This window comes from Planococcus maitriensis (genome assembly GCF_003289925.1).
Taxonomy (GTDB): Bacteria; Bacillota; Bacilli; order Bacillales_A; family Planococcaceae; genus Planococcus; species Planococcus maitriensis.
This window is the reverse complement of the sequence record NZ_QLZQ01000007.1, coordinates 25786-52328: the sequence shown is the minus strand read 5'-3', so window position 1 is coordinate 52328 and position 26543 is coordinate 25786. Positions and strand designations below refer to the sequence as shown.

The window sequence follows — 26543 nt, the reverse complement described above, 5'->3', positions numbered from 1 at the left end:
TTTTTCACTTGGAGGGATTCCATCATGGTAGATAAGAAAGTTGTATTGATCACCGGCGCCGCGAGCGGCATCGGTTATGAAATCAGCGTGGATTTCGCTAAAGAAGGCGCAAAGATCGTGCTGACCGATATCAACGAAGAAGCGGTGCAACAAGCTGCTGATGAATTGAAGGGGCAGGGCTTCGATTGCATCGGGATCAAATGTGATGTCACCAGCGAAGAAGAGATCAAAGCAGCCATCGACAAGACGGTGGAAACATTCGGTTCCTTGGACGTATTGATCAATAACGCGGGAATGCAGCATGTCTCGCCGATCGAAGAATTCCCGACCGAGAAATACGAATTGCTGATCAAGATCATGTTGGTCGCACCGTTCGTGGCGACGAAGCATGCATTCCCGATCATGAAGAAACAAGGATTCGGGCGCATCATCAATATGGCCTCGATCAACGGGCTCGTCGGGTTTGCCGGGAAAGCGGCTTATAACAGCGCCAAGCATGGCGTCATCGGCTTGACGAAAGTGGCGGCGCTAGAAGGGGCAGAGCATGGCATCACCGTCAATGCGATGTGCCCGGGGTACGTCGACACGCCGCTCGTGCGCAATCAGATGGGTGATCTGGCGAAGACGCGCAATGTCTCGCTGGAAAAAGTCCTGGAAGAAGTAATCTATCCGTTGGTTCCGCAGAAACGTTTGCTGTCGGTGCAGGAAGTCTCCGATTACACGATGTTCCTCGCGAGCGATAAAGCCCGCGGCATCACCGGGCAGGCAGCGGTCCTGGACGGCGGCTATACAGCACAATAAAAGCACGGCGCATTTTTGCGCCGTGCTTTCTTATGTTTATTTGGCTATTAAATGAAGCTCAATCGTCGAAGAAGTTTTCGGCGATGCCGAGAAACAGCCGGGGCTGTTCGACGTTCGGTGCATGGCCCGAGCGCTTGAATTCCATATAGCTGGCGTGCGGGATGAGATGCGCCGTCTCGCGCCCTTTATTGGGCGGATTTAATTCATCATAGCGGCCGCTGATAACCAAGGTTTCTGCTGAAATCCTCGGGAGTTCCGGGCGCAAATCAAAGCGCTCCAAAGCGTTTGACGCGATGCCTTGCTGCTCCATAGTCAGTTGGGGGCTGTTTTGTGCAGTCTTTGCCTGCCATTTCTTGACAGCGGTCAAGCGGTGGAACATATATGCTTGCGCTTTATCCAGCTTGTCATGGATGGACAAGCCGTTGAATTCTTCTGCATGGCGTTCGAACAGTTCGGCCATGGATGATTGCTCGCCGTAGGATTTCGTGGCGACCAATAATAATTTGCGCACGCGTTCAGGCCGTCTCGCAGCTAACCCCTGCGCAATATAACTTCCCATGGAAACACCGATGACATCGACCGATTCCAGCCCCAGATGGTCAAGTAAAGCGGCGGCGTCTTCGATGTGGTTGTCGAGTGTATAGGAATCAGGTTTTGCCGAGTGGCCGTGGCCTCTTGAATCCAGCGCGATGATGCGGCGCTTCGTCCGGAAAAAACTGATTTCGCGGTAGAACATGGCGGAACTGCTGGTCAGCCCGTGGAACAGGAGAAGCGGCTGGCCGCTTCCAATATCTTCGTAATACAGGCTAATGTCGTTTCTGGTGAATATAGGCATTGTTTTCGTCCTCTCATCTCTATCTCTTATTTTACTATACCTCAATAACACAAGCGCAAACGGAAAGCCATTTGCGCTTGTCAGGTTTTATCCATTTTATGCTTGCGGCTTTGCCATTTATCGATAAAGCTGAAAATCGCGGCGAGCAGCAGGAACATGCTGAGTGTAGTGTACCAGGGGAATTCCGAAATGGCTCTGCCAAAAGCGGTATACAGGATAGCTGGGGCGATTAAACCGAGTGCGGAGTAATACATATATTCACGGCGCGTATTAGTCATCTCCATCAAATAAAATGACAGCAGGTGAAAATGGACAAATGGCATCACCCGCAGGATCATCACCTGCGAAACGGTCAAATTGCGGTCAGGGAACCATTTGTCTTTCAGGGCAGCGAGTTTGGCGCGGAAGCGCGGGAATTTATTGATCAGCATATATGAAACGAAACTCATCAGAGTCAACCCGATAAATGATAGGACGGCCCCTTGGAAAAAGCCGAAAAGAAAACCGCCTGCTATGCAAACGGCGATGACGGGCAAAAACAGCAATGGGCGAATCAAATGAAGCAAAACGAACAAGAGTGGCGCCCAAAATCCCGCATGCCCGATGAATTTTTCGATCGCTTGTTCAAACTCAGCCAAATCCACTGCTCTCCCCGCCTTTCATCTTCTATTACTAATAAGGAAGAATAAGCGATAAGGTCCGGAAAAGCAAGAATTTGTTTGATTTGTCCTGGATTAGGGGTATGAAAAATTATCTGTATAAAAATAATTTTTATTGAACATCCAGATTGTCCACCACCAAGAAAAGGAGAGGGTTTTATGAAAAGAAGCTTGAAAATAGCCAGTGCCTTTATCGGGATCGTTGTCGGCGCTGGCTTCGCCTCCGGGCAGGAAATTTTGCAATACTTTACTAGTTTTGGTTACTGGGGCGTAGGCGGCGTCCTGGTCGCTACCGCCTTATTCGGCTATATCGGGATGATTTTGACGCGTCTCGGAAGCCGCATGCAAACCACTTCTCATGAAGACGTCGTCTACCGCATCAGCGGGAAATGGCTCGGAAAAGTGATTGACTATACATTGATATTGACCTTATTCGGTATTTTAGTCGTCATGGTCGCTGGAGCCGGTTCGATTTTCTCCCAACAATTTGGCCTGGCGCCGGCATTCGGGCGCAGCATCATGATTGTCTTGGTCATCGTCACGATCATGATGAACGTGAAAAAAGTCATTACGGTCATTTCCAGTATCACGCCATTCCTGATTTTGATGGTGGTGGGAATCGCCATTTACAGCGTCATCACGATGGACAGCAGTTTCAGCGCACTCGATCCGGTGGCGAAAGAACAGCTGTCGGCTACGCCGAACTGGCTATTGTCAGCGATTAACTATGTATCGCTCGCAATCGCGCTGGGCGCTTCGATGTCGCTCGTCATGGGCGGCGCTGAAAAGGACGAGAAAGTGGCAGCACGCGGCGGGTTGATCGGCGGGCTCGGTTTCGGCGTGTTGATCCTCCTCAGTTATGTGGCGATATTCGCGAAAGTGGATGTCGTCGGGGGAGCCGATTTGCCGATGCTCGCCATCGGTGATGACATCTCGCCAATCCTCGGCATCATCATGGCAGTCGTCATCTTCGCGATGATCTACAATACGGCTGTCAGCATGCTGCTGTCATTCTCTGCACGGTTCACGGAGATCGGCACGAAGAAGTTCCGGATTTTCGTCATCATTGCCGGGTTGATCGCTTTTGCGCTCAGCTTCGTCGGCTTTACGGCCTTGGTCAATTATCTGTACCCGGCAGTCGGCTATCTCGGCTTGCTGCTGATCGGGGCCTTGATCTTGGCGGATATCCGCCAAGTCGGTAAAAACGACAAAGCCAAAGGCGAAAAGAAAGCAACAAACTAAGAAAAGGCCTTCTGCCACGCAGAAGGCCTTTTCAGAGTGTTGAAGAAGTCTATAATCCGTTATGAATGAAAAAGGAAATCACTATTTCTACAATCAAAAATCAATATTCTATCTGAGTATTTGGAGAAGCGATTGCTCGACTCCAGTGGATCAGCGAGACGACCGAGACCCCGCAAGCAGCGAAGCGGATGAGGAGGCTTGGGCGCGAGCCCACGGAAAGCGAGCAATAAGCTTCGGAAAATACGATTATTATGAGTTTCTTGTCAAACTAAGAAAAGGCCTTCTGCCACGCAGAAGGCCTTTTTGGTATAGTGAAGAAAGAAAGTAGACATATATATATAGGAGGAATGGGATGAAGATTTTAATTGCCGGGGCAGGCGCGATGGCGTGTTTAACTGGAGGCAAACTGAAGGCAAGCGGGGAAGAAGTGCGCTTATACAACCGCTTGAATAGCCATGTAGAGGCCATCAATGAAAAGGGATTGCGCATCGTCGAAAAAGATAATTCAATAACGCAAATCGGGCTGGAAGTCGTACAGGACCTGGAAGCCGGTGAGCAGGTGGATATTCTTCTCGTCCTGTTGAAAGCCCAGGCCAATGAAGCGGTGCTCAGCAAACTGCGTGGCAAGCTGGCTGAGGGTACGGTGATCGTCACGATGCAAAATGGCATCGGGAACGCCGAAACGATCCGGCAGTTGTTCCCGATGAATACGGTCGTCTCCGGAACACTTGGCCATGGCGCGAGCGTTGAACACGATGGCACAATTCTCCATCGGGGCTGGGGCACGAACTATCTGGGCAATGTCGAAGAAGAAGCTGCCAGCAAGAAACTCGAAGCTTTTGCTGAAATGCTCAGTACAGCGGGCATGAAAACGGAAGTGTCTGCGGACGTCAACGCAGTCATCTGGAATAAATTATTCGTCAATGCCGCTTTCAACTCCGTGACCGCCCTCACCCGCCTGAAGAACGGCGACATCCTCAATACGCAGGAAGGAGAAGACTTGCTGCGCGCGGTCACGGCAGAAGCGGTGCTCGTCGCCCGTGCGGAAGGCGTGGAGGCGGACGCCGAAGCGGTCGCAGAAGAATGCCTGAGAATGGGGCGTCAGGATATCGGCGGCAATAAATCATCGATGCTCATGGACATCCTGAAGAAGCGCCAGACCGAAATCGAAGTCATCAACGGCGGCATCGTGAAGCTGGGGAAAAAGCACGGAATCGAAACGCCCGTCAATGCCAGCCTGGCTGGGTTGATCCGCATCATCGAACAGAATTATAAGTTGCGCGTCGACGAATCGAGCGTACAAAAATAAGCCAATTGCCGGGGTTTCCGGCAACTGGCTGTTCCTGTTAAGGCAAGTATTTCTTGATAATGGGCTGCATCCGGAAACCGAACAGGCCGGCAAAAACAGCGAGCAGCACGTCTTTTGGAAGAGGCACCGCCATCCAAGCCCATGCCATCCCGTAAGTAAAGCCTTCCGGCGCGGCAAACCATAGTTTATAAGCGGCATACATCCAGTTGGTGCCGAACACGTAATTGATCGCTGTCGCTGCAAGAGCTGCGAAGATAAACCCCTTTTTGGAAGGCATTTTTTCTGCAATCCAACCTGCTGCAAAAGCGGTAAAGATATAAGATAGGATAAAGCCGAATGTCGGGGAAATCAATGTGTCCATGCCACCTGAAAACTTGGCGAAGACCGGGACGCCGGCAAGGCCGATTGCGGCATAGACGATCATCGCAGCAGCGCCGAGACGCTTGCCAAGCAGAATGCCGGCAAGAACTGCGAAGAAGGTCTGCAAGGTGATCGGCACACCCCCGACGATCAGGAAAGAGGAAATATTGGCGCCGATCGCCATGAGCGCTGCGAACATGGCGATGTGAACGAGTGTTAAGGTACGCGAATGATTGCTGGATCTGGTTATTGAAGTTGTCATGAAAATCCTCCACTTCGTATGTACTAAAACCGAGTATAAAGAATGAGTTATTTTAAGTCAACTTATTTTTATAAAAGGTTTACTTAAAAAGTTCTGTGTTTCTTTTCCAATTTTTCGTATGATAAAAAGAAATGAATGAATCTTCAGGAAAGCAGGCGAGACTATGACGGAGTGGTGGAAAAAAGCAGTGGTGTATCAAATTTATCCGAGAAGTTTCATGGATTCTGATGGCGACGGGATTGGCGACATCCAAGGGATCATCCGCAAGCTGGATTATCTGGCGGAGCTCGGCGTGGATGTGTTATGGCTCTCCCCTGTCTACGATTCACCGAACGATGACAATGGCTACGACATCCGCGACTACCAAAAAATCATGCAGGAGTTCGGGACGATGGATGATTTCGAACGGATGCTTGAGGGAGTTCACGAGCGCGGGATGCGCCTTGTCATGGATTTAGTCGTCAATCATACGTCTGACGAACACAATTGGTTTACGCAGCGCCCTGACTATTACATCTGGAAAGATCAGCCGAACAATTGGCGTTCTTTTTTCAGCGGGTCGGCGTGGCAATTCGATGAAGAGAGAGAGCAATACTATCTGCACCTGTTCTCCAAGAAACAGCCTGACTTGAACTGGGAGAACGAGGAACTGCGAAATGAAGTGTATAAGATGATGCGCTGGTGGCTTGATAAAGGCGTCGACGGCTTCCGCATGGACGTCATCAATATGATTTCCAAAGACCAGGATTTTCCGGATGGCATCGATGGCGATGGCACACCCCACTTCTTCAACGGGCCGCGCGTCCATGAATTTTTGCAGGAGATGAACGAAAAAGTGCTGTCCGATTATGACATCGTAACGGTCGGGGAAATGCCCGGCGCCGCGACGGAAGACGCGAAATTATATACGGGCCCGGATCGCCGCGAACTGAACATGATTTTCACTTTCGAACACATGAACCTGGACCAGGGGCCAAGCGGAAAATGGGAGCTCCACCCGCTGCACCTCACGGATTTGAAAGAAAACCTGGAGAAATGGCAAGTGGAGCTTTTTGAAAAAGGCTGGAACAGCTTGTATTGGAACAACCACGACCAGCCGCGTATCGTCTCGCGTTTCGGGAATGACGCGCAGTACCGCAAGCAATCGGCGAAAATGCTCGCCACTTGCCTTCATTTCTTGCAAGGGACGCCGTATATTTACCAAGGGGAAGAGCTTGGCATGACCAATGTGGCGTTTTCATCAATCGATGAGTACCGGGATATCGAGACCTTGAATATGTATAAGGAAAAGCGCGCGCAAGGCATTCCGCACGAAGAACTCATGAAGTCAATCCACGCAAAAGGCCGTGACAATGCCAGAACGCCGATGCAGTGGGACGACTCTCAAAACGCCGGTTTTACGAAAGGCGATCCGTGGATCTCAGTCAATCCCAATTATCCGGAGATCAATGCAGAAAAACGTCACGAAGCGGATTCGGTATTTGGCTATTACCAAAAATTGATCGCGTTCAGAAAAGAACTTGAAGTTATCACTAAAGGCGATTTCAAGCTATTGCATCGTGAAGACGAAGAGATTTTTGCCTATACACGACGTGCAGCGGATGAGCAATTGACGGTTTACTGCAATTTTTCCGAAACGCCGCGTGAACTGCCGTTGCCAACGGGTCAAGTGCTGATCGGAAATTACCCTCCGCAGGAAAATCAGGACGTAGTGAAGCTAAGGCCATATGAAGCTTTATGCTTTTATGAGGGCCATCAAAAAATAGGTGAATGAGGTTAAGGAAGGATGGGGAAAATGAGTAAAGTAATTGGTGTAGACATTGGGGGAACGAAAATCCGTATGGGGGTTATTGATGCAGAGGGACGGATACTCGCAGAGCGTCAAGTGAAAACGGAGTTTCCATTGTACCCGCATTTGGAGCGTCAAGTGCTGTTGTTTTTAGAGGAGCATCCTGATGTGTCCGCAATCGGTATCGGAACGCACGGCTTTGTCGACCCGAAAGCAGGGCGCATCGTTTTCGCAGGCGATATGCTCCCGGGCTGGACAGGGACAGAGGTCAAAGCACCGCTGGAACAAGCGACAGGGCGATACGTGGAAGTGGAGAACGATGCCAATTGCGCGGCGCTCGCTGAAGCGAAATTCGGCGCCGCAACAGGGCTCGGGCGCGTCGTCTGCATCACGCTCGGCACGGGGCTTGGCGGCGGCATCATCTGGGATGGCAAGCTGTTGAGCGGCGGCCCGCACGGCGGGGCTGCAGAACTGGGCCATATGATCTTGTATCCAAACGGTTCACGCTGCGCTTGCGGCCGGCTTGGCTGTGCAGAGCAATACCTGTCGGGTACGGCCCTTGTACGCCGTATCAAGGAAACGGGGCTTTCGGTGACGCCGCCAGAATTATTCGAACTGGCTGAAACAGATGCCCAAGCGCAAAAGCTGGTCATTGACTTCACCGAGGACTTGGCAATCTACATCAGCAGCTTACAGGCGATCTTCGATATGGACATGCTCATCATTGGCGGTGGTGTATCGGAATCGGCCTCTGCATGGATGGATGAACTAAAGCGCCAATTGGCGGAAGTGCTATTGAATCCATTACCGGTGGAAGTGGCACAATTCGAAAACGATGCCGGCATGCTTGGGGCAGCGCTGCTCGTTTTGGAGAAATAAAGATAAGAGTTCAAAGGTCCTGAAGCCTGAGCCATGCCCGAGTGAAAAGGCTGGCGCAGGCCGTGAAGGGTGCCGGTTGACTATAGATTGCTTGCACGACATAAAAACAATTGAAATATTTTAAAAATAGATTGCGCAAACGTTTTCATTGTGATAATCTGTTAATAATTATTAGTTGGAAACGCTTACCAAGGAGTTTCCATTTTTTTCTGCTCTATCGTGCAATCGTTTGCACGACAACTCAAAGGGGGAGTTCAAGTGAAGGAATTAAAGTTCAGCAAAGGGTTATTGGCGTCTGTTTTACTGTCTGCGGGGGCGCTTGCAGCATGCAGTTCAGGGGATGAAGGCTCAACGGCAGAAGGCGGCGGGGAGCAAGTAACAGTCGATATCTTCCAGTTTAAAGTGGAGTTCAAAGACCAGTTCGAAGATGTCGTCGCACAATATGAAGAAGAAAATCCTGACGTCAATATCGAAATCACGACAGTCGGCGGCGGGGAAGATTACGGCGCTGCACTTCGTTCCCGTTTCGCTTCAGGTAATGAGCCGGCTATTTTTAACATTGGCGGGCCACAGGACGTAGCGGACTGGAAAGACAACTTGACTGACTTGTCCGATACAGGCGCCGCAGATGCAGCGCTTGAAGGCACATTGGACGGGGTGACAGTCGAATCGGAAGTGCTCGGTTTGCCGTACAACCAGGAAGGCTACGGATTTATCTACAATACGCGCTTGTTCGAAGAAGCGGGAATCGATGCGGCCTCGATTACGGATTATGCAAGCTTGGAAGAAGCAGTGAAGACGCTTGATTCGAAAAAAGACGAACTCGGCCTTGAATCTGTCTTCGCATTGCCAGGAAAAGAAACATGGGTCACAGGGCTTCATTTGTCGAACACTTTCCTCGCGCCTGAATTCGATAATAACGTCTTGACGGCATACGATGCAGATACAGTGGAATTCGAATACGGCGAAGGATTCAAGAAAATCCTTGATTTGCAAAACGAGTATTCCAAACAACCAACTGTGAGCCTGGATTATTCACAGCAAGTAGAAGAGCTATTTTCACTTGAGCGCGTGGCGATCATCCAGCAAGGTAACTGGGTTCACGGTTCGATTGCAGGAATTGACCAGGAACTCGCGGATTCAGGCGTCGGCATGATGCCGATCCCGGTTGAAGGCTTGGAAGACGGCGGCTTGCCGGTCGGCGTGCCGATGTATTGGGGCGTCAACTCGAACCAAGATGAAGAAGTCGTAACGGCAGCAAAAGATTTCCTCGATTGGCTCTACACGTCCGATACTGGAAAAACAGCTGTTTTGGAAGACTTTAAATTTATCCCGGCATACGAAGGTTATGACACATCGAAAATTACGGATCCAATGTCCAAAGCGATTTACGACGCTTCAGAAGCCGGCGAAACAATTGGCTGGGTCTTCATGGGCTATCCGACTGGATGGGGTGAAGATGAACTCGGCGCTGGCATCCAGAAATACTTGAGCGATGAAGCGAGCTGGGAAGAAGTGGTCGATTCAGCGAAAGCGGCATGGGAAACGAGCCGCGGAGAGTAATTTGTCCATCAAACCAGAGCAGCCATTGTGCTGCTTTGTTTTGTTTCGGGGCTTAACTAGAAAGAGAGGCTAAACTATGCGTACACGGGATCTTTCCTATTGGTTATTTTTAGCGCCTGTATTGTTGGCGTTGGCACTAGTCGTCGTTGTGCCGATGCTGCTGGGGCTTTTCTATTCATTTACAGCGTGGAACGGTATCCAAACCGGCGAATTCGTCGGGTTCCAGAATTACCTGAACCTATTCAAGGATGAGCGTTTCCTCGATTCGCTATGGTTCACGACGAAGTTCTCGGTTGTGTCCGTCATTTTGATCAATTTCATCGGGCTTTCACTCGCGTTGATCGTCACATCAAAAATCAAGACGAGCAGCTTGCTGCGTACGACTTTTTTCATGCCGAACTTGATCGGCGGTTTGATCCTCGGGTTTATCTGGCAGTTCATTTTCCTGAAAGTGTTTGCCAGTGTCGGGGAGGCAGTAGGCATGGAAAGCTTGCAGGCATGGCTGTCGACAACCGAAACCGGTTTTTGGGGCTTGGTCATACTGATGAGCTGGCAGATGGCGGGCTATATCATGGTCATCTACATCGCTTATTTGGAAGGCTTGCCGAAAGAGTTGATCGAAGCGGCTGAAATTGACGGCGCATCGACCGTACAGCGCTTCCGCTACATCATCTTTCCGCTTGTTGCCCCGGCGTTCACAGTCAGTATGTTCTTGACTTTATCGAATACATTCAAGCTGTACGACCAGAACTTATCGCTGACAGCGGGCGGCCCATACAATTCGACGGAAATGGTCGCCATGGAAATTTTCAAGACAGCGTTTGTGCAAAATGCCTTCGCCTATGCTCAGGCAAAAGCGATCATCTTCTTCCTGATCGTCGCTATTATTGCACTCGTTCAAGTGTATATCAATAAACGCCGGGAGGTCGAAATGTAATGCGCAACCGCTGGAATATAAAAGTTGAAGTGCTCGGCGTCGCACTGGCGATTCTATGGCTATTGCCTTTTTACTTAATGTTCGTCAATTCCTTCAAATCAAAAAAGGAAATTTTCCTCGACACGACGAGCCCTCCGGAAGCGTGGAGCTTCGATAACTACATCGTGGCATTTCAGGAACTCGACTTTCTCAGAACTTTGTTCAATTCTTTATTGATCACCGTTGTCAGCGTCGTGCTCATCGTCTTGTTCTCGGCGATGGCTGCTTATGCGTTGTCGCGAGCGAAAAGCAAGATCTCCACGATCCTGTTTTTCCTGTTCGTCTCGGCGATGCTCATCCCGTTTCAATCGGTGATGATTCCGCTCGTCACGGTATTCGGCCAATTCGATATGCTGAACCGCGGCGGATTGATTTTCATGTATATCGGTTTCGGTGCGAGCCTGTCGATTTTCCTGTATCATGGTGCTTTGAATAATGTCCCGAAATCGCTCGATGAAGCGGCGAAAATCGACGGGGCGAACCGTTGGCAAGTGTTCTGGCATATCATTTTCCCGATCCTCAAGCCGATCACCGTTACGGTCGCCATACTCAATATCATCTGGATCTGGAACGATTACCTGTTGCCGTCGCTGGTCATCAATACGACCGGCAGTGAAACGATTCCGTTGAAGATGTTCTTCTTCTTCGGCGAATATACGAAGCAATGGCATTTGGCGCTTGCGGGACTTACGCTGGCGATCATTCCGGTCATTATCTTCTATTTCTTTGCACAGCGTTCGATCATCAAAGGTGTCTCGGACGGCGCTGTAAAATAAGGGGGCAATCGCAATGGCGATTACAATCAAAGATGTTGCGAAATTGGCCGAAGTCTCGCCGGCGACGGTTTCTAGGGTTATTGCGGACCATCCGAAGATCACCCCGAAAACAAAGCGCAAAGTACGGAAAGCCATGGAGGAGCTCGGTTATTACCCGAATTTCCAAGCGCGCAACCTGGTGGCACAAAAAAGCAAAGCGATCGGCGTCATCATGGAAAACTCGACGACGCTTGCTTTCCAGAACCCATTCTTCCCGGAAGTCCTGCGCGGCATTTCCGTCAGTGCCCATCAAAGCCAGTACGGGTTGTATCTATCGACCAGCGCGACCGGGCAGGAAATCTATGAAGAAGTCGTGGCGATGACACAAGGCAAACGCGTCGACGGCATTATCTTGCTGTATTCGAAAACCGATGATAAAGTCATGGATTACCTGCTGGCTAACGGCATTCCGTTTTCGGTGGTGGGCCGGCCGTATACACGCCCGGACGCCATTTCCTATGTCGATAATGACAATGTCGCCATCGCGAAAGAAGTGGTCGGCCATTTGGTTTCACTTGGCCACCGGGATATTTCATTTGTCGGCGGGGCATCCGATTTCATCGTGTCTGCGGACCGCTTGAGCGGCTACCGGCAAGCGCTGGACGAAGCGAAGATTCCGTTCATCCCGGAGTATGTTGTCACACAGGAACAGATGGAAGGCCATGAACAGCAGGCGATCCGCAATTTGATGGAACAGAAAAATCCGCCTACAGCCATCGTCACGCACGATGACCTGGTCGCCTATGAGGTGATCAGTTATTTGGAAGATTTGAATATTACCGTACCGGCCGATGTATCGATCGTCGGGTTTAACAACCACACTTTATCGAGCCATTTGAAACCGCCCCTCAGCACGGTGGACATTTCGATTTTCGACCTTGGAATGGAAGCGGCGAATCTGGTATTGGAAAAAATAAACGATGGCAATGCGCCTCCCCGGAACATCATCGTTCCGGCGGCCTTGATCGAAAGAGGTTCTTGCCAAAGTCTTTGAAAGGAAACGATTATGAATAGAACATGGTGGAAAGAAGCGGTGGCGTATCAAGTCTATCCCCGCAGCTTCAATGACTCAAATGGGGATGGCATCGGGGATATCAATGGCGTCACGGAGAAACTGGATTATTTAAAGGAACTCGGGATCGATGTTATCTGGATCTGCCCGATGTATAAATCGCCGAACGATGATAATGGCTATGACATCAGCGATTACCGGGAAATCATGGATGAACTCGGGACGATGGCGGATTTCGACCGTTTGCTCGAAGAAGTGCATGCACGCGGCATGAAATTGATCATCGACCTGGTCATCAATCATACGAGCGATGAGCATCCGTGGTTTTTGGAATCGCGCTCGTCGCTCGATAACCCGAAACGCGACTGGTATATTTGGCGTGACCGCCCGACCAACTGGGAGAGCATTTTTGGCGGCCCGGCGTGGGAACTCGATGAGAAGACGGGGCAATATTATTTGCACATCTTCTCGAAAAAGCAGCCGGATTTGAACTGGGAAAATCCAGAGGTCCGTAAAGCGCTATACGAAATGATCAATTGGTGGCTGGATAAAGGCATTGACGGGTTCCGCGTCGATGCGATCAGCCATATCAAGAAAGATTTCAGCGACCTGCCGATAGAAGAAGGCAAGCCGTGGGTGCCGGCATGGGAAAAAATGATGAATGTTGACGGCATTCAGCCGCTGCTCGCTGAATTGCGTGATGAGACTTTTGCGAAATACGACATCATGACGGTCGGGGAAGCGAATGGCGTCTATGCTGAAGATATCGATGAATGGATCAGCGAAGAAGACGGCAAATTCGATATGGTGTTCCAATTCGAGGATTTGACGCTTTGGGACAGCGATGTCAAGCAGGGGATTAACGTCAATGACTTGAAAACCGTCCTGACGCGCTGGCAAAAAGCGGTCGACGGCGTCGGCTGGAATGCATTGTTCATCGAAAACCACGACAAGCCGCGCGTCGTCTCGACGTGGGGCAACGATGGCGAATACTGGCGCGAAAGTGCGACAGCGCTCGCTTGCATGTATTTCTTCATGCAAGGCACTCCGTTCATCTATCAAGGCCAGGAAATCGGCATGACCAATGCGCCGTTCGACGAAATCCATCATTATGACGATGTCCATACGCATAATTTGTATTTCTATAATTTAGCGGAAGGCATGGAACATGATGCGATCATGACCTTATTGAAATCGACAAGCCGCGACCATTCCCGCACGCCGATGCAATGGCACGCAGGAGAAAATGCCGGATTCACGACGGGCACCCCGTGGCTGCAGGTGAACCCGAATTTCGAATGGCTCAATGTCGAAAGCCAGATGCAGGATCCGGCATCCGTCTTGTCTTTCTATAAGCAAATGATCTTCTTGCGCAAAAACATGGATGTGCTGGTTTATGGCAGCTATGACTTGGTTGAGGCCGAATGTGAAGATGTGTATGCTTATACCCGTACACAAGGTGACGAACAGGTGCTCATCCTCGCTAACCTTGGAAGCACTACATGCGCTTGGCTGGAACCGGAAGGCGCGGAACTGCTGCTCGCCAACTACGGGGACCGTGATGTGCATCAATTAAAGCCGTATGAAGCACGGGTATATAAGCTCGCTTAACGCTTCTGGCAGAGAAACATCTTATTGAAAAACGCTTTTCCCGATTGGCCAGAAGGCTGTTCGGGAAAAGCGTTTTTTTTTTTTAGAATCCTGGTTTTTTCAACAGCTTGAAGATATTATTTTTGTATTCTTCGACGCCCGGCTGGTCGAACGGATTGATGCCGAGAAGGTAGGCGCTGTATGCGCAGCTCAGCATATAGAAATACAGCAAATGGCCGATCTGGGATTCATCGATGCGCTCCACCGTCAAGCTCAATTGCGGCACGCCGCCGGACAGATGGGCATTCGATGTGCCTTTATGGGCGATATGGTTGAATTCCTGCAAGGACAAGCCGGCAATATAATTCAATTCGTCGCCGTCTTCAGGTGTTTCGAAAATCTCCAGGTCTTCCTGTGCTTCTTTTACCAGCAGGAAGGTTTCGAACAAGTTGCGCTGCCCGTCTTGGATGAATTGGCCAAGTGAGTGCAAGTCCGTCGTGAAGACGACCGATGCCGGGAAGATGCCTTTTCCTTCTTTTCCTTCACTTTCACCGAATAATTGTTTCCACCATTCCTGGACGAACGACAGCTTCGGCTCGAAGATGGCGTTCACTTCTGTCGTATAACCTTGGACATACAGGTGATGGCGGATCGCCGCGTATTGCATTGCGGGGTTATGGTCAGGGCCAGCATCCCGGTAAGTTGTTTCCGCTTCTTTTGCACCGTCCAACAGCTTACGGATTGAATGCCCGGCAGCGGCAATCGGCAACAGCCCAACTGCCGTGAAGACGGAGTAGCGCCCGCCGACATCATCCGGCACGATAAAGCGTTGATAGCCTTTTGTTTCCGCTAATTGGCGAAGTGCCCCTTTTTCAGCGTCGGTTGTCACGATGATGCGTTCGGCCGCACCGTCGCCGTAGCGTTTTTCCATATAGTCGCGCAGGAAACGGAACGCGATAGCTGGCTCTGTCGTTTTGCCGGATTTCGAAATGACGTTGACGACGACTTCCTTGCCTTCTAAGTGTTCAAGCAATTGCTTCAAGTATTCACCGCTCACTTGATGTCCCGCGAACAGCACTTCCAATTGCTCGTCTTTCTGGAAATAAGGCGACAGCGCAGAAAGGACGGCTTTTGCCCCTAGATAGGAACCGCCGATTCCGATGACCACCAAAACGTCAGCCTTTTCGCGGATCGCTTTGGCAGTATCTTCGATTTTTGCCAGGAAATCCTCAGGCAATGAAGATGGCCAGTCAAGCCAGCCGAGGAAATCGGATCCTGCTCCTTTTTTTGCATACAGATCCTCCTGGATTTGCTGCAAACGTGTTTTCATTTTGAGATCTACTGCAGACTCGATCGCTTGTGAATATGTTAAGTTGATCATAAGCATCCTCCTATTCTATGATTACTGATTTTACCATAGTGGAGGAAATGAAAGCATATCCAGCAAGAAAAACTGAAAAGCTTTGAAACTGAGTGAATCGGGTTTGCTTCGGTGCCACTTATTGGTAAAATAAAAAGAAACTTCAATTAGCTTGGGTGTTTCACGCAATTAATGAAGTTGAACTGGCTATTTTTTTGCGTCCTATTAATTTTCCGCTTTATTGAAGGATATTTGGGGCAATGCAAGAGCGTTAGCTAGAAAGCTACAGGAGGTCATCGAAATGAAACGATACATAGCAATAGCAGCGGGTGCAGGGGTACTCGCCATGGCAGGATGCCAACCGCAGCCGACACCGGAAGATCGATTGGATGAATACGTCGGCCATTGGAATGAGCAGGAGTTCACTGCGATGTATGAAGACTATTTGACACAAGGCTCGAAAGAAGCGTTTCCCCAAGAAGCGTTCGATGAGCGGCAGCAGCAATTGATTGAGGACCTCGGCATCGAGAATCTTGAAGTCAGCTATACCGCGCAGGAAGATGCGGAATGGGACGAAGCGGAGCCGGCCGAGTTTCCGCTTACTATCACGATGGAGACGCTTGCCGGGCCGGTTGAATTCGACCAGACGGTTTCGTTGATCCATGAAGAGCAGGAAAGTGGAGAGAACTGGTTTGTCGATTGGGATCCGTCCTTGATCTTTGAGGACCTTGAAGAAGGCGATGAAGTCGCAGTGCGGACAGAAGCCGCTGAGCGCGGGGAGATTGTGGACCGTGAAGGGCGCGGGCTGGCTATCAATGGCACCGGCTATAATCTTGGCGTGGTGCCGGACCGGCTGGAAGGAGACAGCGATATAGCTGAGGCTGCTGAACTTCTTGGGTTGACGGTGGAATCGGTTGAAGAAAGCCTGAACCAAAGTTGGGTTCAGCCGGATCAATTCGTGCCGCTGACAAAAGCGTCGAAATCGGCGGAACAATTGATAGAGGACGTGGAAGCGAGCGATGTCGTGACTTATCAGGAAACGGCGATGCGCGAATATCCTTACGGCGAGGCATTCGGCCATTTGACCGGCTATATCGGCTCGATTACGGCAGAGCAGCTGGAAGACTTGAAAGGCCAGGGCTACGGGACGAATGACTTGATCGGCCGCCAAGGCCTGGAACGCCGGCTAGAAGAGCGCTTGCGCGGTGAAAGCGGCGCGCGCATCCTGATCCAGAAGCAGGCAGAGGGGGCGGAAGACATCGTCCTCGCTGAACAGGAGCCGACAGCCGGAGAAGACGTCGAATTGACGATCGACGCCGAATTGCAGACGGCCGTCTATGATTCGATGCAAGGGGAACCGGGCACCGCCGCTGCGGTATCGCCTGAAAACGGGGAAACTTTGGCGCTCATCAGCTCACCGGGGTTCGACCCGAATGAATTTATCGCAGGGATCAGCGGGGAACGTTACACGGAATTGTCGGAAGATCCGTTGAATCCGCTGTTTACACGCTTTGCTGCCCGTTATGCACCGGGATCGACCATCAAGCCTGTGACAGCGGCCATCGGCATGGAAGCGGGGACGCTCGATCCTCAGCAAGGACTCGAGATCAACGGCCAGACATGGCAAAAAGACAGCTCGTGGGGCTCATACCGCGTGTCCCGATTGCATCCGGAAGCGCCGAATCCGATCGATTTGAATCGTGCGCTCGTCTACTCGGATAATATTTATTTTGCGAGACAGGCATTGGAGATGGGGACGGAAACATTCATTGACGGCCTGACTGCCTATGGTTTTGGGGAGGAAATCCCGTTTGCCATCGAGCTGGAAAGTTCGCAAATCTCCAATGACGGCAGCCTTGGATCCGAAGGGCAATTGGCGGACACATCGTTTGGCCAAGGGCAGATGCTCGCCAACATCCTGCATCTCGCCTCGGCTTACGAACCATTCCTGAACGGCGGCACAATCTATGAGCCGACGCTTTACGCCAGCGAATCCGCCGGCCAAATATGGAAAGAAGGGGTGGTCAGCGAAGATAACGCGGCCATATTGCAGGACAATCTCCGCAATGTCGTCACGGACGGCTACGCTAAATCAGCCGATATCGATGCTGTACCGATCGCGGGTAAAACCGGCACAGCTGAATTGAAAGGCGCTCTCGGGGAAGAGGGGCAAGAGAACGGGTTCTTCGTTTCCTATCATGCTGAGCAGCAGGACTTCATTTTGGCGATGATGGTCGAATCGATTGAAGACGATGGCGGCAGCGATTATGTCGCCGGATTCTCCGCAAGTGCCATGGAACAGTATTATTTGAATAATTGACCCGAACCGTCCGCATATCGCGGGCGGTTTTTATTATGCAGGCAAAGAGGACTTTCACGGGAAAGGGCGTATACTATAAAAAAACGGTTCCCGGCAGTCAATGTGAGCACATCAATTCCGCAATAGCAGGAAGAGGGGGATGAGCTTGAAAAAGACGTGGTGGAAAGAAGCGGTAGTCTATCAAATTTACCCGCGCAGTTTTTTCGATACGAACGGCGACGGGTTGGGGGACCTGAACGGCATCCGGGCAAAGCTCGATTATCTGCAGGAACTCGGCATCGACATGATTTGGCTGTGCCCCGTCTATAAATCGCCGAATGTCGATAACGGGTATGACGTCAGCGATTATCAAGCGATTATGGATGAAATGGGGACGATGGATGATTTTGACCGTTTGCTTGAGGACATCCATTCACGCGGCATGAAAATCATGATGGATCTGGTATTGAATCATACAAGCGACCAGCATCCGTGGTTTCTGGAATCAAAATCGTCGAAAGACAGCCCCAAACGCGATTGGTACGTCTGGCGCGATCATCCGACGAATTGGGAAAGCATATTTGGCGGGCCGGCTTGGACCTATGACCCGAAAACAAGACAATATTATTTTCATTTGTTTTCAAAGAGCCAAGTCGACTTGAATTGGGAAAATCCTGAATTGCGGCGGGCGATTTACGATATGATCCTTTGGTGGCTCGATAAGGGAATTGACGGTTTCCGCGTAGACGCCATCAATCATTTGAAAAAAGAGTATACGGACATGCCGAATCCGGAGGGGCTGAATTATGTGCCGGCCTGGGAGAAGATGACGAATGTCCAAGGAATTCAGGAGCTGTTGGCAGAATTGCGGCGTGAAACCTTTGACCGTTATGATGTCGTGACCGTCGGTGAGGCAAACAGCGTCAGGGCGCATGAAATCAGCGAATGGATCAGCGAAGAAGAAGGCAAATTCAATATGATCTTCCATTTGGAAGCGCACGAAGAAGCGTGGGATGAAGAAAGCGCGGGTGTCGACGTCGACGATTTGAGGATCGTCCTTGATCGCTGGCAGCGCAGTGCGCAAGGGATTGCCTGGAATTCCTTGTACTTGGAAAACCACGACCGCCCGCGCACCGTTTCAACCTGGGGCAACGATCGGGAGCATTGGCGGGAAAGTGCGACCGCGCTAGGCTGCATGTACTTTTTCATGCAAGGCACGCCGTTCATTTACCAAGGGCAGGAAATCGGCATGACCAATGCGCCGTTCGATGACATCAATATGTACCGCGATATCGAAACGAAGAATATGTATCGCTATAACCGCCAAAAAGGAGTCCCTCACAAAGATTTGATGAAGACCATCAAGAAAATCAGCCGCGACCACGCAAGGACCCCGATGCAATGGAACTTTGGCGCAAACGCCGGCTTTACAGGCGGCAAACCATGGATTCCGTTAAACCCGAATTTCAATTGGCTCAATGTAAAAGCACAGCAGCAAGATCCCCAATCGGTCCTGTCTTTCTATAAAAAGATGCTGAAACTGCGAAAAGATCACGAAGCGTTGGTTTACGGCAGTACGCATTTGACATTTTTGGAATGTCCTTATGTTTATGCCTATACACGTGATTACGGGGAAGCGCGTTATTTGATCATTTCGCATCTCGATGACGATACATGTTCTTGGTGGAACCCGGTCGACGGGGAATTGTTGTTGTCGAATTACGACAGCTATGTCGACGGCAAACTGCAACCATACGAAGCGCGTGTCTATTTATTGAATTAAAAGCCGCATCGAGCGGCTTTTTTTAATGTTCTCATTTTCCTCATTTGAAGGAATATAGTTGTGGGTATAAAGTTATGTTTTGGTTATGAGGGGCTTTCCTGGGCAAGGATTTTCCCAATTACACAATCCGTTTTTCTCTGCTAGATTTAAAGCATGGCAACAGCCGCAGGACAACAGGCGGGACGCCGCTTGCTGCACAGGGCCATACAAATCTATTCGGAAAAGGGGATTCGAAAGATGAAAAAATCAGCAAAATTCATTACGACAGCAATGCTGGCAGCGACGATGCTCGTACCAGCCATGGGGGTTTCAGCAAATGAAGCTCCGGACGCACAAAATGCGAACGCCAACGAGAAGATCCGTGTGCTCGTCGACATGCCAGGGAAAAAAGAGCTTGAAAAAGCGAAAGACCAATATGGCGTCCACTGGGATTTCAATAGCGAGGGCTTCACAACCAATATGACGGAAAAGCAATACGAAGCTTTGAAGAAAAATAAGAACGTGACGATTGAAAAAGTTCCGGAATATACAGTGGAAACGACAACGCTTGAACCGCAAGCGCGCTATAAAACAGCTGCAGCTTCCCAGTCCACTCCGTGGGGCATCAAAGCAGTCTATAACAACAGCTCCATCACAAAAACAAGCGGCGGTTCTGGTGTCAACATCGCTGTCCTGGACACGGGCGTCAACACTAGCCACCCTGACCTTGCAGCGAACGTTGAGCAATGTAAAGATTTCACTATTGGAACCAGTATCCGCAACGGTTCTTGCACGGACCGTCAAGGGCACGGGACGCACGTAGCCGGCTCAGCACTTGCGAACGGCAATGGCGGCTTGTACGGCGTAGCGCCGCAAGCGGACCTTTGGGGATACAAAGTGCTTGGCGATGACGGATCCGGTTCTGCCGATGATATCGCAACGGCCATCCGTCACGTAGCAGACCAGGCTTCAGCCTTGAACCAGAAAACTGTCATCAATATGTCTCTTGGATCTTCAGCAGAAAGCAGCTTGATCACGAATGCGGTCAACTACGCATACGGTAAAGGCGTGCTTGTCATTGCAGCAGCAGGCAACGAAGGCCCGTACCAAGGATCGATCGGCTTCCCGGGTGCATTGCAAAATGCCGTAGCGGTAGCAGCTCTTGAGAATGTGCAGCAAAATGGCACGTACCGCGTAGCGGATTTCTCTTCACGCGGATACAGCCAATATGCTGGCGATTATTCCATCGGGAAATATGATGTAGAAGTATCGGCTCCAGGCGCAAGCATTTACTCCGCTTGGTATGACGGAGGCTATGCAACGATCAGTGGGACATCGATGGCATCTCCACATGCAGCCGGCCTTGCAGCTAAAATCTGGGCAGCAAACCCATCTGCATCGCACACGCAAGTCCGCGGCGATCTTCAAAACCGCGCAGCTAACAACGACATTCTTTCCGGTTATTATGCAGGATCTGGAGACGACTCCGCTTCTGGCTTCGGCTTCTACCGCCTGCCATAAGAGTTGGCCTAAAAACAAGCTTGGCTGTCACAGCCAGGCTTGTTTTTTTGTGTTATTATTTATATATTCTGACAAAGAAAGGTGAGTTTATGAACATCGGTTCTGTGATTAAATACTATCGGCTCAAAAACAACCTCACACAGTCACAGCTCGCTGATGGCATCTGTTCGATATCGCATTTGAGCAAGATTGAATCCAATACCTATACGCCGCACGAAGAAACGTACGAAGCCCTGCTTTTGAAAATGGGCGTGCAATTGAAAAAAGAACTGGAACACCAGAAGCGGCTTGAACAGCAATTGGGGCGGTTTATCGATTGCGCACTTCATTACGATCTCGACAATTTGCATAAAATCTATGAAGAGCTTTTGGATGAGGACGATTACCTGCAATCAACCGACCTGGTGAATCAATACGAATTGTATAAATTCCGCTATTATGTCCTGGATTTGCAGATGGACAAAGCGTCAGCACAGCAAAAGCTGCTTGAAAAGCTGAAAGCTTCTTTTACAGCACCCGAGTTATGGATGAGCCGATTTTTTCAGGCGCTGTATTTCACTACTTTAGGCCAGCAAAAAGAAGCGATGGATTTGATGTACCAATTGGATCAAGGACTTCAAAGTATCCCGCAAAAACTTGAAGGGGAGTTTTACTATCAAAAAGCTAGAATTTTAATAGTGCATGACCGTCTAGAACTTTCTGCATACTTTGCGGAACGGGCGGTACGTGCTTATGAAATGCACCATAATTACATCCGCCTCCTGCATGCGCAGCTATTGCTAGCAATCAACTATACGAGACGGAATTTAAGCACTCAAGCCGCAAGCTTGTATGAAGTGGTGAAACGTAACGCCTACTTGACACATCAACACGAGTTATATCAATCGGTTCTCTATAATTATGCGGAATTGTTGAAAAATCAAAAACAGGGCAATCAAGCATTCGAGCTATTTTCGGAATTGAAAGATGTGGTGCAACCCGGAAGTTACATCCATAAAGCAGTAATCATAAATCTATTGGAACTCGAGGGAATAAGTGAAGAAGAAACGCTTCAGTTAATTGAACAATTGCGCATGCCCGGGACTCCGAAAGATGAAGAATACTTTAATATTTATAGCGATTATTATGGAAAACGAGAATTTTCCCAACAAGAACTTTTGAACTATAAAGAAGATAAAATGTTTCCATTTTTCAAAAAATATGGTTATATAAAAGACACCAAACATCTTTCTGAAGAGCTTGCGGCTCATTACAAAGAGCAGCAAGATTGGCAGAAAGCCTATTACTATCAAACTCAATTTCTGGAAAGTGACGGTGAATAACATGGAAAAGAAAAAATTATTGGTTGGTGCAACCTTAGCGCTAATCTTGACTTTGTCGGCTGGATTGCCTCAAATCGCAACACAAGCAGAAAATGCTGATGGAAACGTGACAATCAACGGACCACAGGTATTGCCGCCAGTATAATAGAACAACAGGAAAGCTTGCCAATTCGGCAAGCTTTTCTTTTTAGCGAATTTTAAGTTGCCAAAGCCATTAACCTCAGACTCGCCTCATTCCTCTCATCCCTACAACTGTGTATATGCATCCTCTTAGGGTAAACTAATCAAAAAGAAAGGCGGCGACACAATGTATAAAAAACAGCAATACGTTTTTAAGGATGGGCGTCCGGTTTTAGCGACTATCAGGACCTACACAGAAGAAGACTTTTCTGGCTTGATCGAAGTCCAGCGTGAAAGTTTTCCGCCGCCGTTCCCTCCCGATTTGTTATGGAACGAGCGACAACTTGGAAACCATATCGCCTTTTATCCTGAAGGCGCAATCTGTGTAGAGATCGATGGCGAAATCGCAGGGTCCATGACAGGGATGCTCACGAAATTCGATCCCAATCGTCCTTTACATACATGGGAACAAGTGACTGATTCGGGATCGATCGGAACGCATGACCCAGACGGTGAATCGCTGTATGTTGTCGACATCGGCATCAAGCCGAAATTCCGCAAACTGAAACTTGGCAAGTTATTGATGGAAGCGATGTATGAGCGGGTCGTTGCGGACGGGCTCGAGCGTCTCGTGGGCGGCGGGCGCATGCCAGGGTATCATCGTTACGCGCATGAACTGTCCGCTGAACAATACATAGAAAATGTGCTGGCGGGTGAGCTGAGGGATCCAGTCATCAGCTTCTTGCTCAGTTGCGGCCGCATGCCGGTGACCCTAGTTCCGGGATATTTAGATGATGAAGAGTCCCGTGATTATGCTTTATTGATGGAATGGAAAAATCCTTTTCATTTATAATTTGTTCTGATTATTCGGACACTTACTTTTTCAGAAGGTTTGTTTTTGCTATACTGGCAGAAACCAATGTAGCGCGGAGGGGATCATATGCAGCTGACCGTGCAAGATGTCTTGGATTATGAATTGTTGGAAGGGGCGGTCGTCCGTACAGCCAAAGAATATGCACATGCGCAGCCTGTGCACTGGGTGTCGGTCATGGAAATGCCGGTGGAGAATTTCGTACGCCGCAATGAGCTGGTATTGACGACTGCGATGGGATGTAAAAACGAGTTGGAGACATTTCGCGGATTTGTCCAGGACATCATCGATTCTGGGGCAGCCGCCCTCATGATCGCGATGGGGCGGCACGTTTTTGAAATTCCCAAAGAGATTGCAGAAATGGCCGAAGAGCAGGCATTCCTGCTCATTGAACTGCCGTGGGAGCTGCGCTTTTCGACGGTCATCGAAGAAGTGATGATCGATTTGAACGATCTGCACCGTCAAGAGCGGCAACGTTCGGAACAAGTGCAGCAGGATTTATTGAAATTGATTCTGGCGGATGCGGAATTGGAGAAAATCGCTGCCTATATCCGCCGCGAGCTCGACAGTGCGCTGCTCATCACGGATGCACACGGGGCAGTGCAAGCAGCTGCCGGTTTTTCGCGCACCAAATTGGAAGCGTGGGAACAGCAGGTCGGCAAAGGGATTTTCCCGATTCGCCAGGAAACTCCGAAAGGGAACCGCGACCCGATGATCCAGAAATTCCGCAGCGGAGAAATGGGCGGGCGAAAACTCGTCCAAGTGCCGGTGCTTCAAGTATCTGAGGAAGCTCAGGGCTATATATTCGTCGAACTGCCGGAAAATGCAGGGGATGGGCGTCTAGATGTCTTTTCGGTTCATGTGCTGGAACATGCCGCAACGACCATTTCCTTATGGCGTTCTAGGCAAAACGCAGTGGAAGAGACAAAAGCGGCACTTCGGATGGATTTCGTCCGCGAGTTGGCAAATGGGGAGTTTACGACCAAAGAGCAGGCGGCTTCCCGCGCCCGCGCACTTGGCTATGACCTAGAGCTCCCGTATATTGGCCTGGCGGGAAGCCCTGAGAATTTCAGGGAATTATTCGAGCGGCGAAAGCCTGACCATAGTTCGTATACAGAATGGTCGAAAAGCATGGTTGCCTATATTGAAGAAGAAATCCATTATGCGGCCCATGCCATGAAACGCACGGTGATGACAGGCTATGCAGATGGGTATTTGATCATCTTTCTGGAAAAGCCGCTTGAAAGCGGACAAGAAAACCAAATCAATTTCCTGGATTTGATCGAACGGCGGCTTGGGAATTTATTGCCGGAAGTCGTTTTGTCCTGGGGGATAGGTGATTATGAGGAAGGATTCGAAGGGTTCAGTAACAGTTTCCGGCATGCGAAAGCGGCGCTGGAAATCGGGCGCAGGAAAAAAGGGGCGGGGCATCGGATGGATTACCGCGATACGCGGGCAGACCGCCTGCTGTTGCAACTGGCAAAAACGGAAGGGATGAAAGACATCATCCTGTCGACGATCCAGCCGCTTGTCGATTATGACCAGCAGCGGCAAATGAATCTGATCGGCACCTTTTCCGCGTACAACCATTATCAGGGCAATGTCAGCCAAACGGCGCGTGCCTTGAACTTGCATCGTCAATCCCTGCTTTACCGTTTGCGTAAAATCGAATCTTTGACAGGACTGTCGCTTGTCGACCCGGACGATTTGTTTCTATTGGAATTATGTGTCCGGACTTACCGCATCCGTGCTAATGAACCGAATAATGCTTGAATGAAAGCCTTCTAATCAAGAAGGCTTTTTTTATGTGGAAAAATTGACTAAAGGGCTGCACGTATTTTCATACATTATGACGGATGCATAAAAAGAAGGCCGGCAGTTATAGTGAAAACAAGAATAATAAATTGATTATTCCGACTTTTAATTCGTGAACACGAGGAGGGGATTCCCCATGTCATTTGGAACAGCAGAGTATCAGGGGCGTATCAGAAAAACGAAACAGCGGATGGCGGAAAGCGGGATTGAAGTGCTGCTTATTACCGATCCAGCCAACATGAATTATTTATCGGGATACGATGCCTGGTCGTTTTACGTACACCAGATGCTCATCGTCATCGAGGACGAAGACCAGCCTATATGGGTGGGGCGCATTATGGATGCAAATGGAGCGAAGATCACCACTTGGCTTTATCACGACAACATCATCGCTTACCCCGAAATCTACGTCCAAACGGAATTGCGCCACCCGATGGATTTCGTGGCGGAAATCCTGACGCAAATCGGCCAGGACCGGCGTTCGATCGGCGTTGAAATGGATAGTTATTACTTTACGGCGAAATGTTTTGCCAGCTTGCAAAAAGGCTTGCCGAACGCCCGTTTTCACGATGCCACCTCCTTGGTCAATTGGGTAAGGCTGGTGAAATCCGATACTGAAATCGACTACATGAAACGGGCGGCGCGTTTTTCGGAAAAAGCGATGGCAGCAGGCATGGAAATGATTGGGGAGGGCGTCCGGGAGTGCGACGTCGCGGCAAGGATCCTGGAAGTGCAAGTGAGCGGCACGAAAGAACACGGCGGCGATTATCCGTCGATCATGCCGCTCTTGCCGACGGGTGAACGGACGGCAGCCCCCCATCTGACGTGGACCGATAAGCGCTATAAACAAGGGGAGTCGGTCACGCTGGAGTTATCGGGCTGTTACAAACGGTATCATTCGCCATTGGCCCGAACCGTGTTTATCGGGACGCCAGATGCAGAACTTCAGCATCTGGCGGATGTGACGACAGAAGGCATCAACGAATGCCTGGCGATGATCAAGCCGGGCATTTACCTGGAAGAAATCTGTGCCACCTGGACAAAAACCATCGCCCGCTACGGGTTTGAAAAAGAGGCGCGCATAGGCTATCCGGTGGGATTGAATTACCCGCCGGACTGGGGCGAGCATACCGCAAGCATCCGCATGGGCGACCGGACGATACTTGAGCCGAACATGGCCTTCCACATGATCCCGGCGATGTGGTTCGAGGACTCCGGGTTTGAAGTGAGCGAAACCTTCCGCGTGACGGAAACCGGCTGTGAAACGCTGGCGAATATGCCGCGGGGCTTATTCACCAAAGGCCATTTGATCGGTTATCAAGGCGGTGCCTGATCACCGGCAATGAAAAACTGGAAGCAATAAAAAATTTGAGGAGTGAGT

The 26543-nt window shown here is 50.0% G+C and carries 22 protein-coding genes; 18 read left to right on the top strand and 4 right to left on the bottom strand.

Annotation, left to right across the window (positions count from 1 at the left end):
• Positions 1-24 precede the first annotated feature (24 nt).
• Positions 25-801, top strand: a complete 777-nt coding sequence (locus DP119_RS13595; protein WP_112233682.1) for a 3-hydroxybutyrate dehydrogenase — start codon at positions 25-27, stop codon at positions 799-801.
• Between the two features lie 58 nt (positions 802-859).
• Here the strand turns inward: DP119_RS13595 and DP119_RS13590 are convergent, their stop codons facing one another.
• On the bottom strand, positions 860-1636 hold the full coding sequence (locus DP119_RS13590) for an alpha/beta fold hydrolase (RefSeq protein WP_112233681.1): 777 nt from the start codon (positions 1634-1636) through the stop codon (positions 860-862).
• Between the two features lie 80 nt (positions 1637-1716).
• Positions 1717-2280, bottom strand: a complete 564-nt coding sequence (locus tag DP119_RS13585) for a TVP38/TMEM64 family protein (RefSeq protein WP_338066456.1) — start codon at positions 2278-2280, stop codon at positions 1717-1719.
• Between the two features lie 174 nt (positions 2281-2454).
• Here DP119_RS13585 and DP119_RS13580 point away from each other — a divergent pair, with 174 nt between their 5' ends.
• Together DP119_RS13580 and DP119_RS13570 are read left to right on the top strand one after the other, a co-directional pair.
• Positions 2455-3537 (top strand): YkvI family membrane protein, encoded by a 1083-nt coding sequence (locus DP119_RS13580; RefSeq protein WP_112233680.1) that lies wholly within the window; start codon positions 2455-2457, stop codon positions 3535-3537.
• 352 nt (positions 3538-3889) lie between these two features.
• Positions 3890-4846: a ketopantoate reductase family protein gene (locus DP119_RS13570; RefSeq protein ID WP_112233678.1), complete on the top strand. Its 957-nt coding sequence runs from the start codon at positions 3890-3892 to the stop codon at positions 4844-4846.
• A 37-nt stretch (positions 4847-4883) separates the two neighbouring features.
• Here DP119_RS13570 and DP119_RS13565 read toward each other — a convergent pair whose 3' ends face one another.
• Positions 4884-5468: a biotin transporter BioY gene (locus DP119_RS13565; protein WP_112233677.1), complete on the bottom strand. Its 585-nt coding sequence runs from the start codon at positions 5466-5468 to the stop codon at positions 4884-4886.
• A gap of 163 nt (positions 5469-5631) precedes the next feature.
• Here DP119_RS13565 and DP119_RS13560 point away from each other — a divergent pair, with 163 nt between their 5' ends.
• The 7 genes from DP119_RS13560 (at position 5632) to DP119_RS13530 (ending at position 14113) form a co-directional block, all read left to right on the top strand.
• Positions 5632-7242, top strand: coding sequence for a glycoside hydrolase family 13 protein (locus DP119_RS13560; RefSeq protein ID WP_112233676.1), 1611 nt, complete (start codon positions 5632-5634; stop codon positions 7240-7242).
• 21 nt (positions 7243-7263) lie between these two features.
• The gene (locus tag DP119_RS13555) at positions 7264-8136 is read left to right on the top strand and encodes an ROK family protein (protein WP_112233743.1); all 873 of its coding nucleotides are present in this window, start codon (positions 7264-7266) and stop codon (positions 8134-8136) included.
• Positions 8137-8394: 258 nt separating this feature from the next.
• Positions 8395-9699, top strand: a complete 1305-nt coding sequence (locus tag DP119_RS13550) for an ABC transporter substrate-binding protein (protein ID WP_112233675.1) — start codon at positions 8395-8397, stop codon at positions 9697-9699.
• Between the two features lie 76 nt (positions 9700-9775).
• Entirely contained in the window at positions 9776-10636 is an 861-nt protein-coding gene (locus DP119_RS13545) for a carbohydrate ABC transporter permease (protein ID WP_112233674.1), read from the top strand.
• Positions 10636-11451, top strand: coding sequence for a carbohydrate ABC transporter permease (locus tag DP119_RS13540; protein ID WP_112233673.1), 816 nt, complete (start codon positions 10636-10638; stop codon positions 11449-11451). Before DP119_RS13545 ends, DP119_RS13540 begins: the two co-directional genes overlap by 1 nt.
• Positions 11452-11464: 13 nt before the next feature.
• On the top strand, positions 11465-12484 hold the full coding sequence (locus tag DP119_RS13535; RefSeq protein ID WP_112233672.1) for a LacI family DNA-binding transcriptional regulator: 1020 nt from the start codon (positions 11465-11467) through the stop codon (positions 12482-12484).
• Positions 12485-12496: 12 nt separating this feature from the next.
• Positions 12497-14113 (top strand): glycoside hydrolase family 13 protein, encoded by a 1617-nt coding sequence (locus DP119_RS13530; RefSeq protein WP_112233671.1) that lies wholly within the window; start codon positions 12497-12499, stop codon positions 14111-14113.
• 82 nt (positions 14114-14195) lie between these two features.
• Here the strand turns inward: DP119_RS13530 and DP119_RS13525 are convergent, their stop codons facing one another.
• The gene (locus DP119_RS13525) at positions 14196-15479 is read right to left on the bottom strand and encodes a glucose-6-phosphate isomerase (RefSeq protein WP_112233670.1); all 1284 of its coding nucleotides are present in this window, start codon (positions 15477-15479) and stop codon (positions 14196-14198) included.
• Between the two features lie 274 nt (positions 15480-15753).
• On the opposite strand from DP119_RS13525, the gene DP119_RS13520 reads away from it, so the two are divergent.
• From DP119_RS13520 to DP119_RS13490, 8 genes are all read left to right on the top strand, one after another.
• Positions 15754-17772 carry a penicillin-binding transpeptidase domain-containing protein gene (locus tag DP119_RS13520; protein WP_112233669.1) on the top strand — a complete coding sequence of 673 codons (2019 nt, stop codon included), beginning with the start codon at positions 15754-15756 and terminating at the stop codon, positions 17770-17772.
• A 139-nt stretch (positions 17773-17911) separates the two neighbouring features.
• The gene (locus DP119_RS13515) at positions 17912-19534 is read left to right on the top strand and encodes an alpha-glucosidase (protein ID WP_240616445.1); all 1623 of its coding nucleotides are present in this window, start codon (positions 17912-17914) and stop codon (positions 19532-19534) included.
• A gap of 237 nt (positions 19535-19771) precedes the next feature.
• Positions 19772-21034, top strand: coding sequence for a S8 family peptidase (locus tag DP119_RS13510; RefSeq protein ID WP_112233668.1), 1263 nt, complete (start codon positions 19772-19774; stop codon positions 21032-21034).
• 20 nt (positions 21035-21054) lie between these two features.
• Complete coding sequence (locus DP119_RS13505; RefSeq protein ID WP_240616444.1) at positions 21055-22356, top strand: helix-turn-helix domain-containing protein; 1302 nt, start codon at positions 21055-21057, stop codon at positions 22354-22356.
• A 1-nt stretch (position 22357) separates the two neighbouring features.
• Positions 22358-22501 (top strand): hypothetical protein, encoded by a 144-nt coding sequence (locus DP119_RS15885; protein ID WP_167399237.1) that lies wholly within the window; start codon positions 22358-22360, stop codon positions 22499-22501.
• A 162-nt stretch (positions 22502-22663) separates the two neighbouring features.
• Positions 22664-23329, top strand: a complete 666-nt coding sequence (locus tag DP119_RS13500; RefSeq protein WP_112233667.1) for a GNAT family N-acetyltransferase — start codon at positions 22664-22666, stop codon at positions 23327-23329.
• A gap of 87 nt (positions 23330-23416) precedes the next feature.
• Positions 23417-25120 carry a PucR family transcriptional regulator gene (locus DP119_RS13495; protein ID WP_112233666.1) on the top strand — a complete coding sequence of 568 codons (1704 nt, stop codon included), beginning with the start codon at positions 23417-23419 and terminating at the stop codon, positions 25118-25120.
• A 178-nt stretch (positions 25121-25298) separates the two neighbouring features.
• Complete coding sequence (locus tag DP119_RS13490; protein ID WP_112233665.1) at positions 25299-26495, top strand: M24 family metallopeptidase; 1197 nt, start codon at positions 25299-25301, stop codon at positions 26493-26495.
• Positions 26496-26543: the final 48 nt, after the last annotated feature.

What these genes read in the sequence shown, in the direction of transcription:
- DP119_RS13595 (WP_112233682.1), top strand. Translation starts at nt 25, where the DNA reads ATGGTAGATAAGAAAGTTGTATTGATCACCGGCGCCGCGAGCGGCATC.
- DP119_RS13590 (WP_112233681.1), bottom strand. Translation starts at nt 1,636, where the DNA reads ATGCCTATATTCACCAGAAACGACATTAGCCTGTATTACGAAGATATT.
- DP119_RS13580 (WP_112233680.1), top strand. Translation starts at nt 2,455, where the DNA reads ATGAAAAGAAGCTTGAAAATAGCCAGTGCCTTTATCGGGATCGTTGTC.
- DP119_RS13570 (WP_112233678.1), top strand. Translation starts at nt 3,890, where the DNA reads ATGAAGATTTTAATTGCCGGGGCAGGCGCGATGGCGTGTTTAACTGGA.
- DP119_RS13565 (WP_112233677.1), bottom strand. Translation starts at nt 5,468, where the DNA reads ATGACAACTTCAATAACCAGATCCAGCAATCATTCGCGTACCTTAACA.
- DP119_RS13560 (WP_112233676.1), top strand. Translation starts at nt 5,632, where the DNA reads ATGACGGAGTGGTGGAAAAAAGCAGTGGTGTATCAAATTTATCCGAGA.
- DP119_RS13555 (WP_112233743.1), top strand. Translation starts at nt 7,264, where the DNA reads ATGAGTAAAGTAATTGGTGTAGACATTGGGGGAACGAAAATCCGTATG.
- DP119_RS13545 (WP_112233674.1), top strand. Translation starts at nt 9,776, where the DNA reads ATGCGTACACGGGATCTTTCCTATTGGTTATTTTTAGCGCCTGTATTG.
- DP119_RS13540 (WP_112233673.1), top strand. Translation starts at nt 10,636, where the DNA reads ATGCGCAACCGCTGGAATATAAAAGTTGAAGTGCTCGGCGTCGCACTG.
- DP119_RS13535 (WP_112233672.1), top strand. Translation starts at nt 11,465, where the DNA reads ATGGCGATTACAATCAAAGATGTTGCGAAATTGGCCGAAGTCTCGCCG.
- DP119_RS13530 (WP_112233671.1), top strand. Translation starts at nt 12,497, where the DNA reads ATGAATAGAACATGGTGGAAAGAAGCGGTGGCGTATCAAGTCTATCCC.
- DP119_RS13525 (WP_112233670.1), bottom strand. Translation starts at nt 15,479, where the DNA reads ATGCTTATGATCAACTTAACATATTCACAAGCGATCGAGTCTGCAGTA.
- DP119_RS13520 (WP_112233669.1), top strand. Translation starts at nt 15,754, where the DNA reads ATGAAACGATACATAGCAATAGCAGCGGGTGCAGGGGTACTCGCCATG.
- DP119_RS13515 (WP_240616445.1), top strand. Translation starts at nt 17,912, where the DNA reads ATGAGCTTGAAAAAGACGTGGTGGAAAGAAGCGGTAGTCTATCAAATT.
- DP119_RS13510 (WP_112233668.1), top strand. Translation starts at nt 19,772, where the DNA reads ATGAAAAAATCAGCAAAATTCATTACGACAGCAATGCTGGCAGCGACG.
- DP119_RS15885 (WP_167399237.1), top strand. Translation starts at nt 22,358, where the DNA reads ATGGAAAAGAAAAAATTATTGGTTGGTGCAACCTTAGCGCTAATCTTG.
- DP119_RS13500 (WP_112233667.1), top strand. Translation starts at nt 22,664, where the DNA reads ATGTATAAAAAACAGCAATACGTTTTTAAGGATGGGCGTCCGGTTTTA.
- DP119_RS13495 (WP_112233666.1), top strand. Translation starts at nt 23,417, where the DNA reads ATGCAGCTGACCGTGCAAGATGTCTTGGATTATGAATTGTTGGAAGGG.
- DP119_RS13490 (WP_112233665.1), top strand. Translation starts at nt 25,299, where the DNA reads ATGTCATTTGGAACAGCAGAGTATCAGGGGCGTATCAGAAAAACGAAA.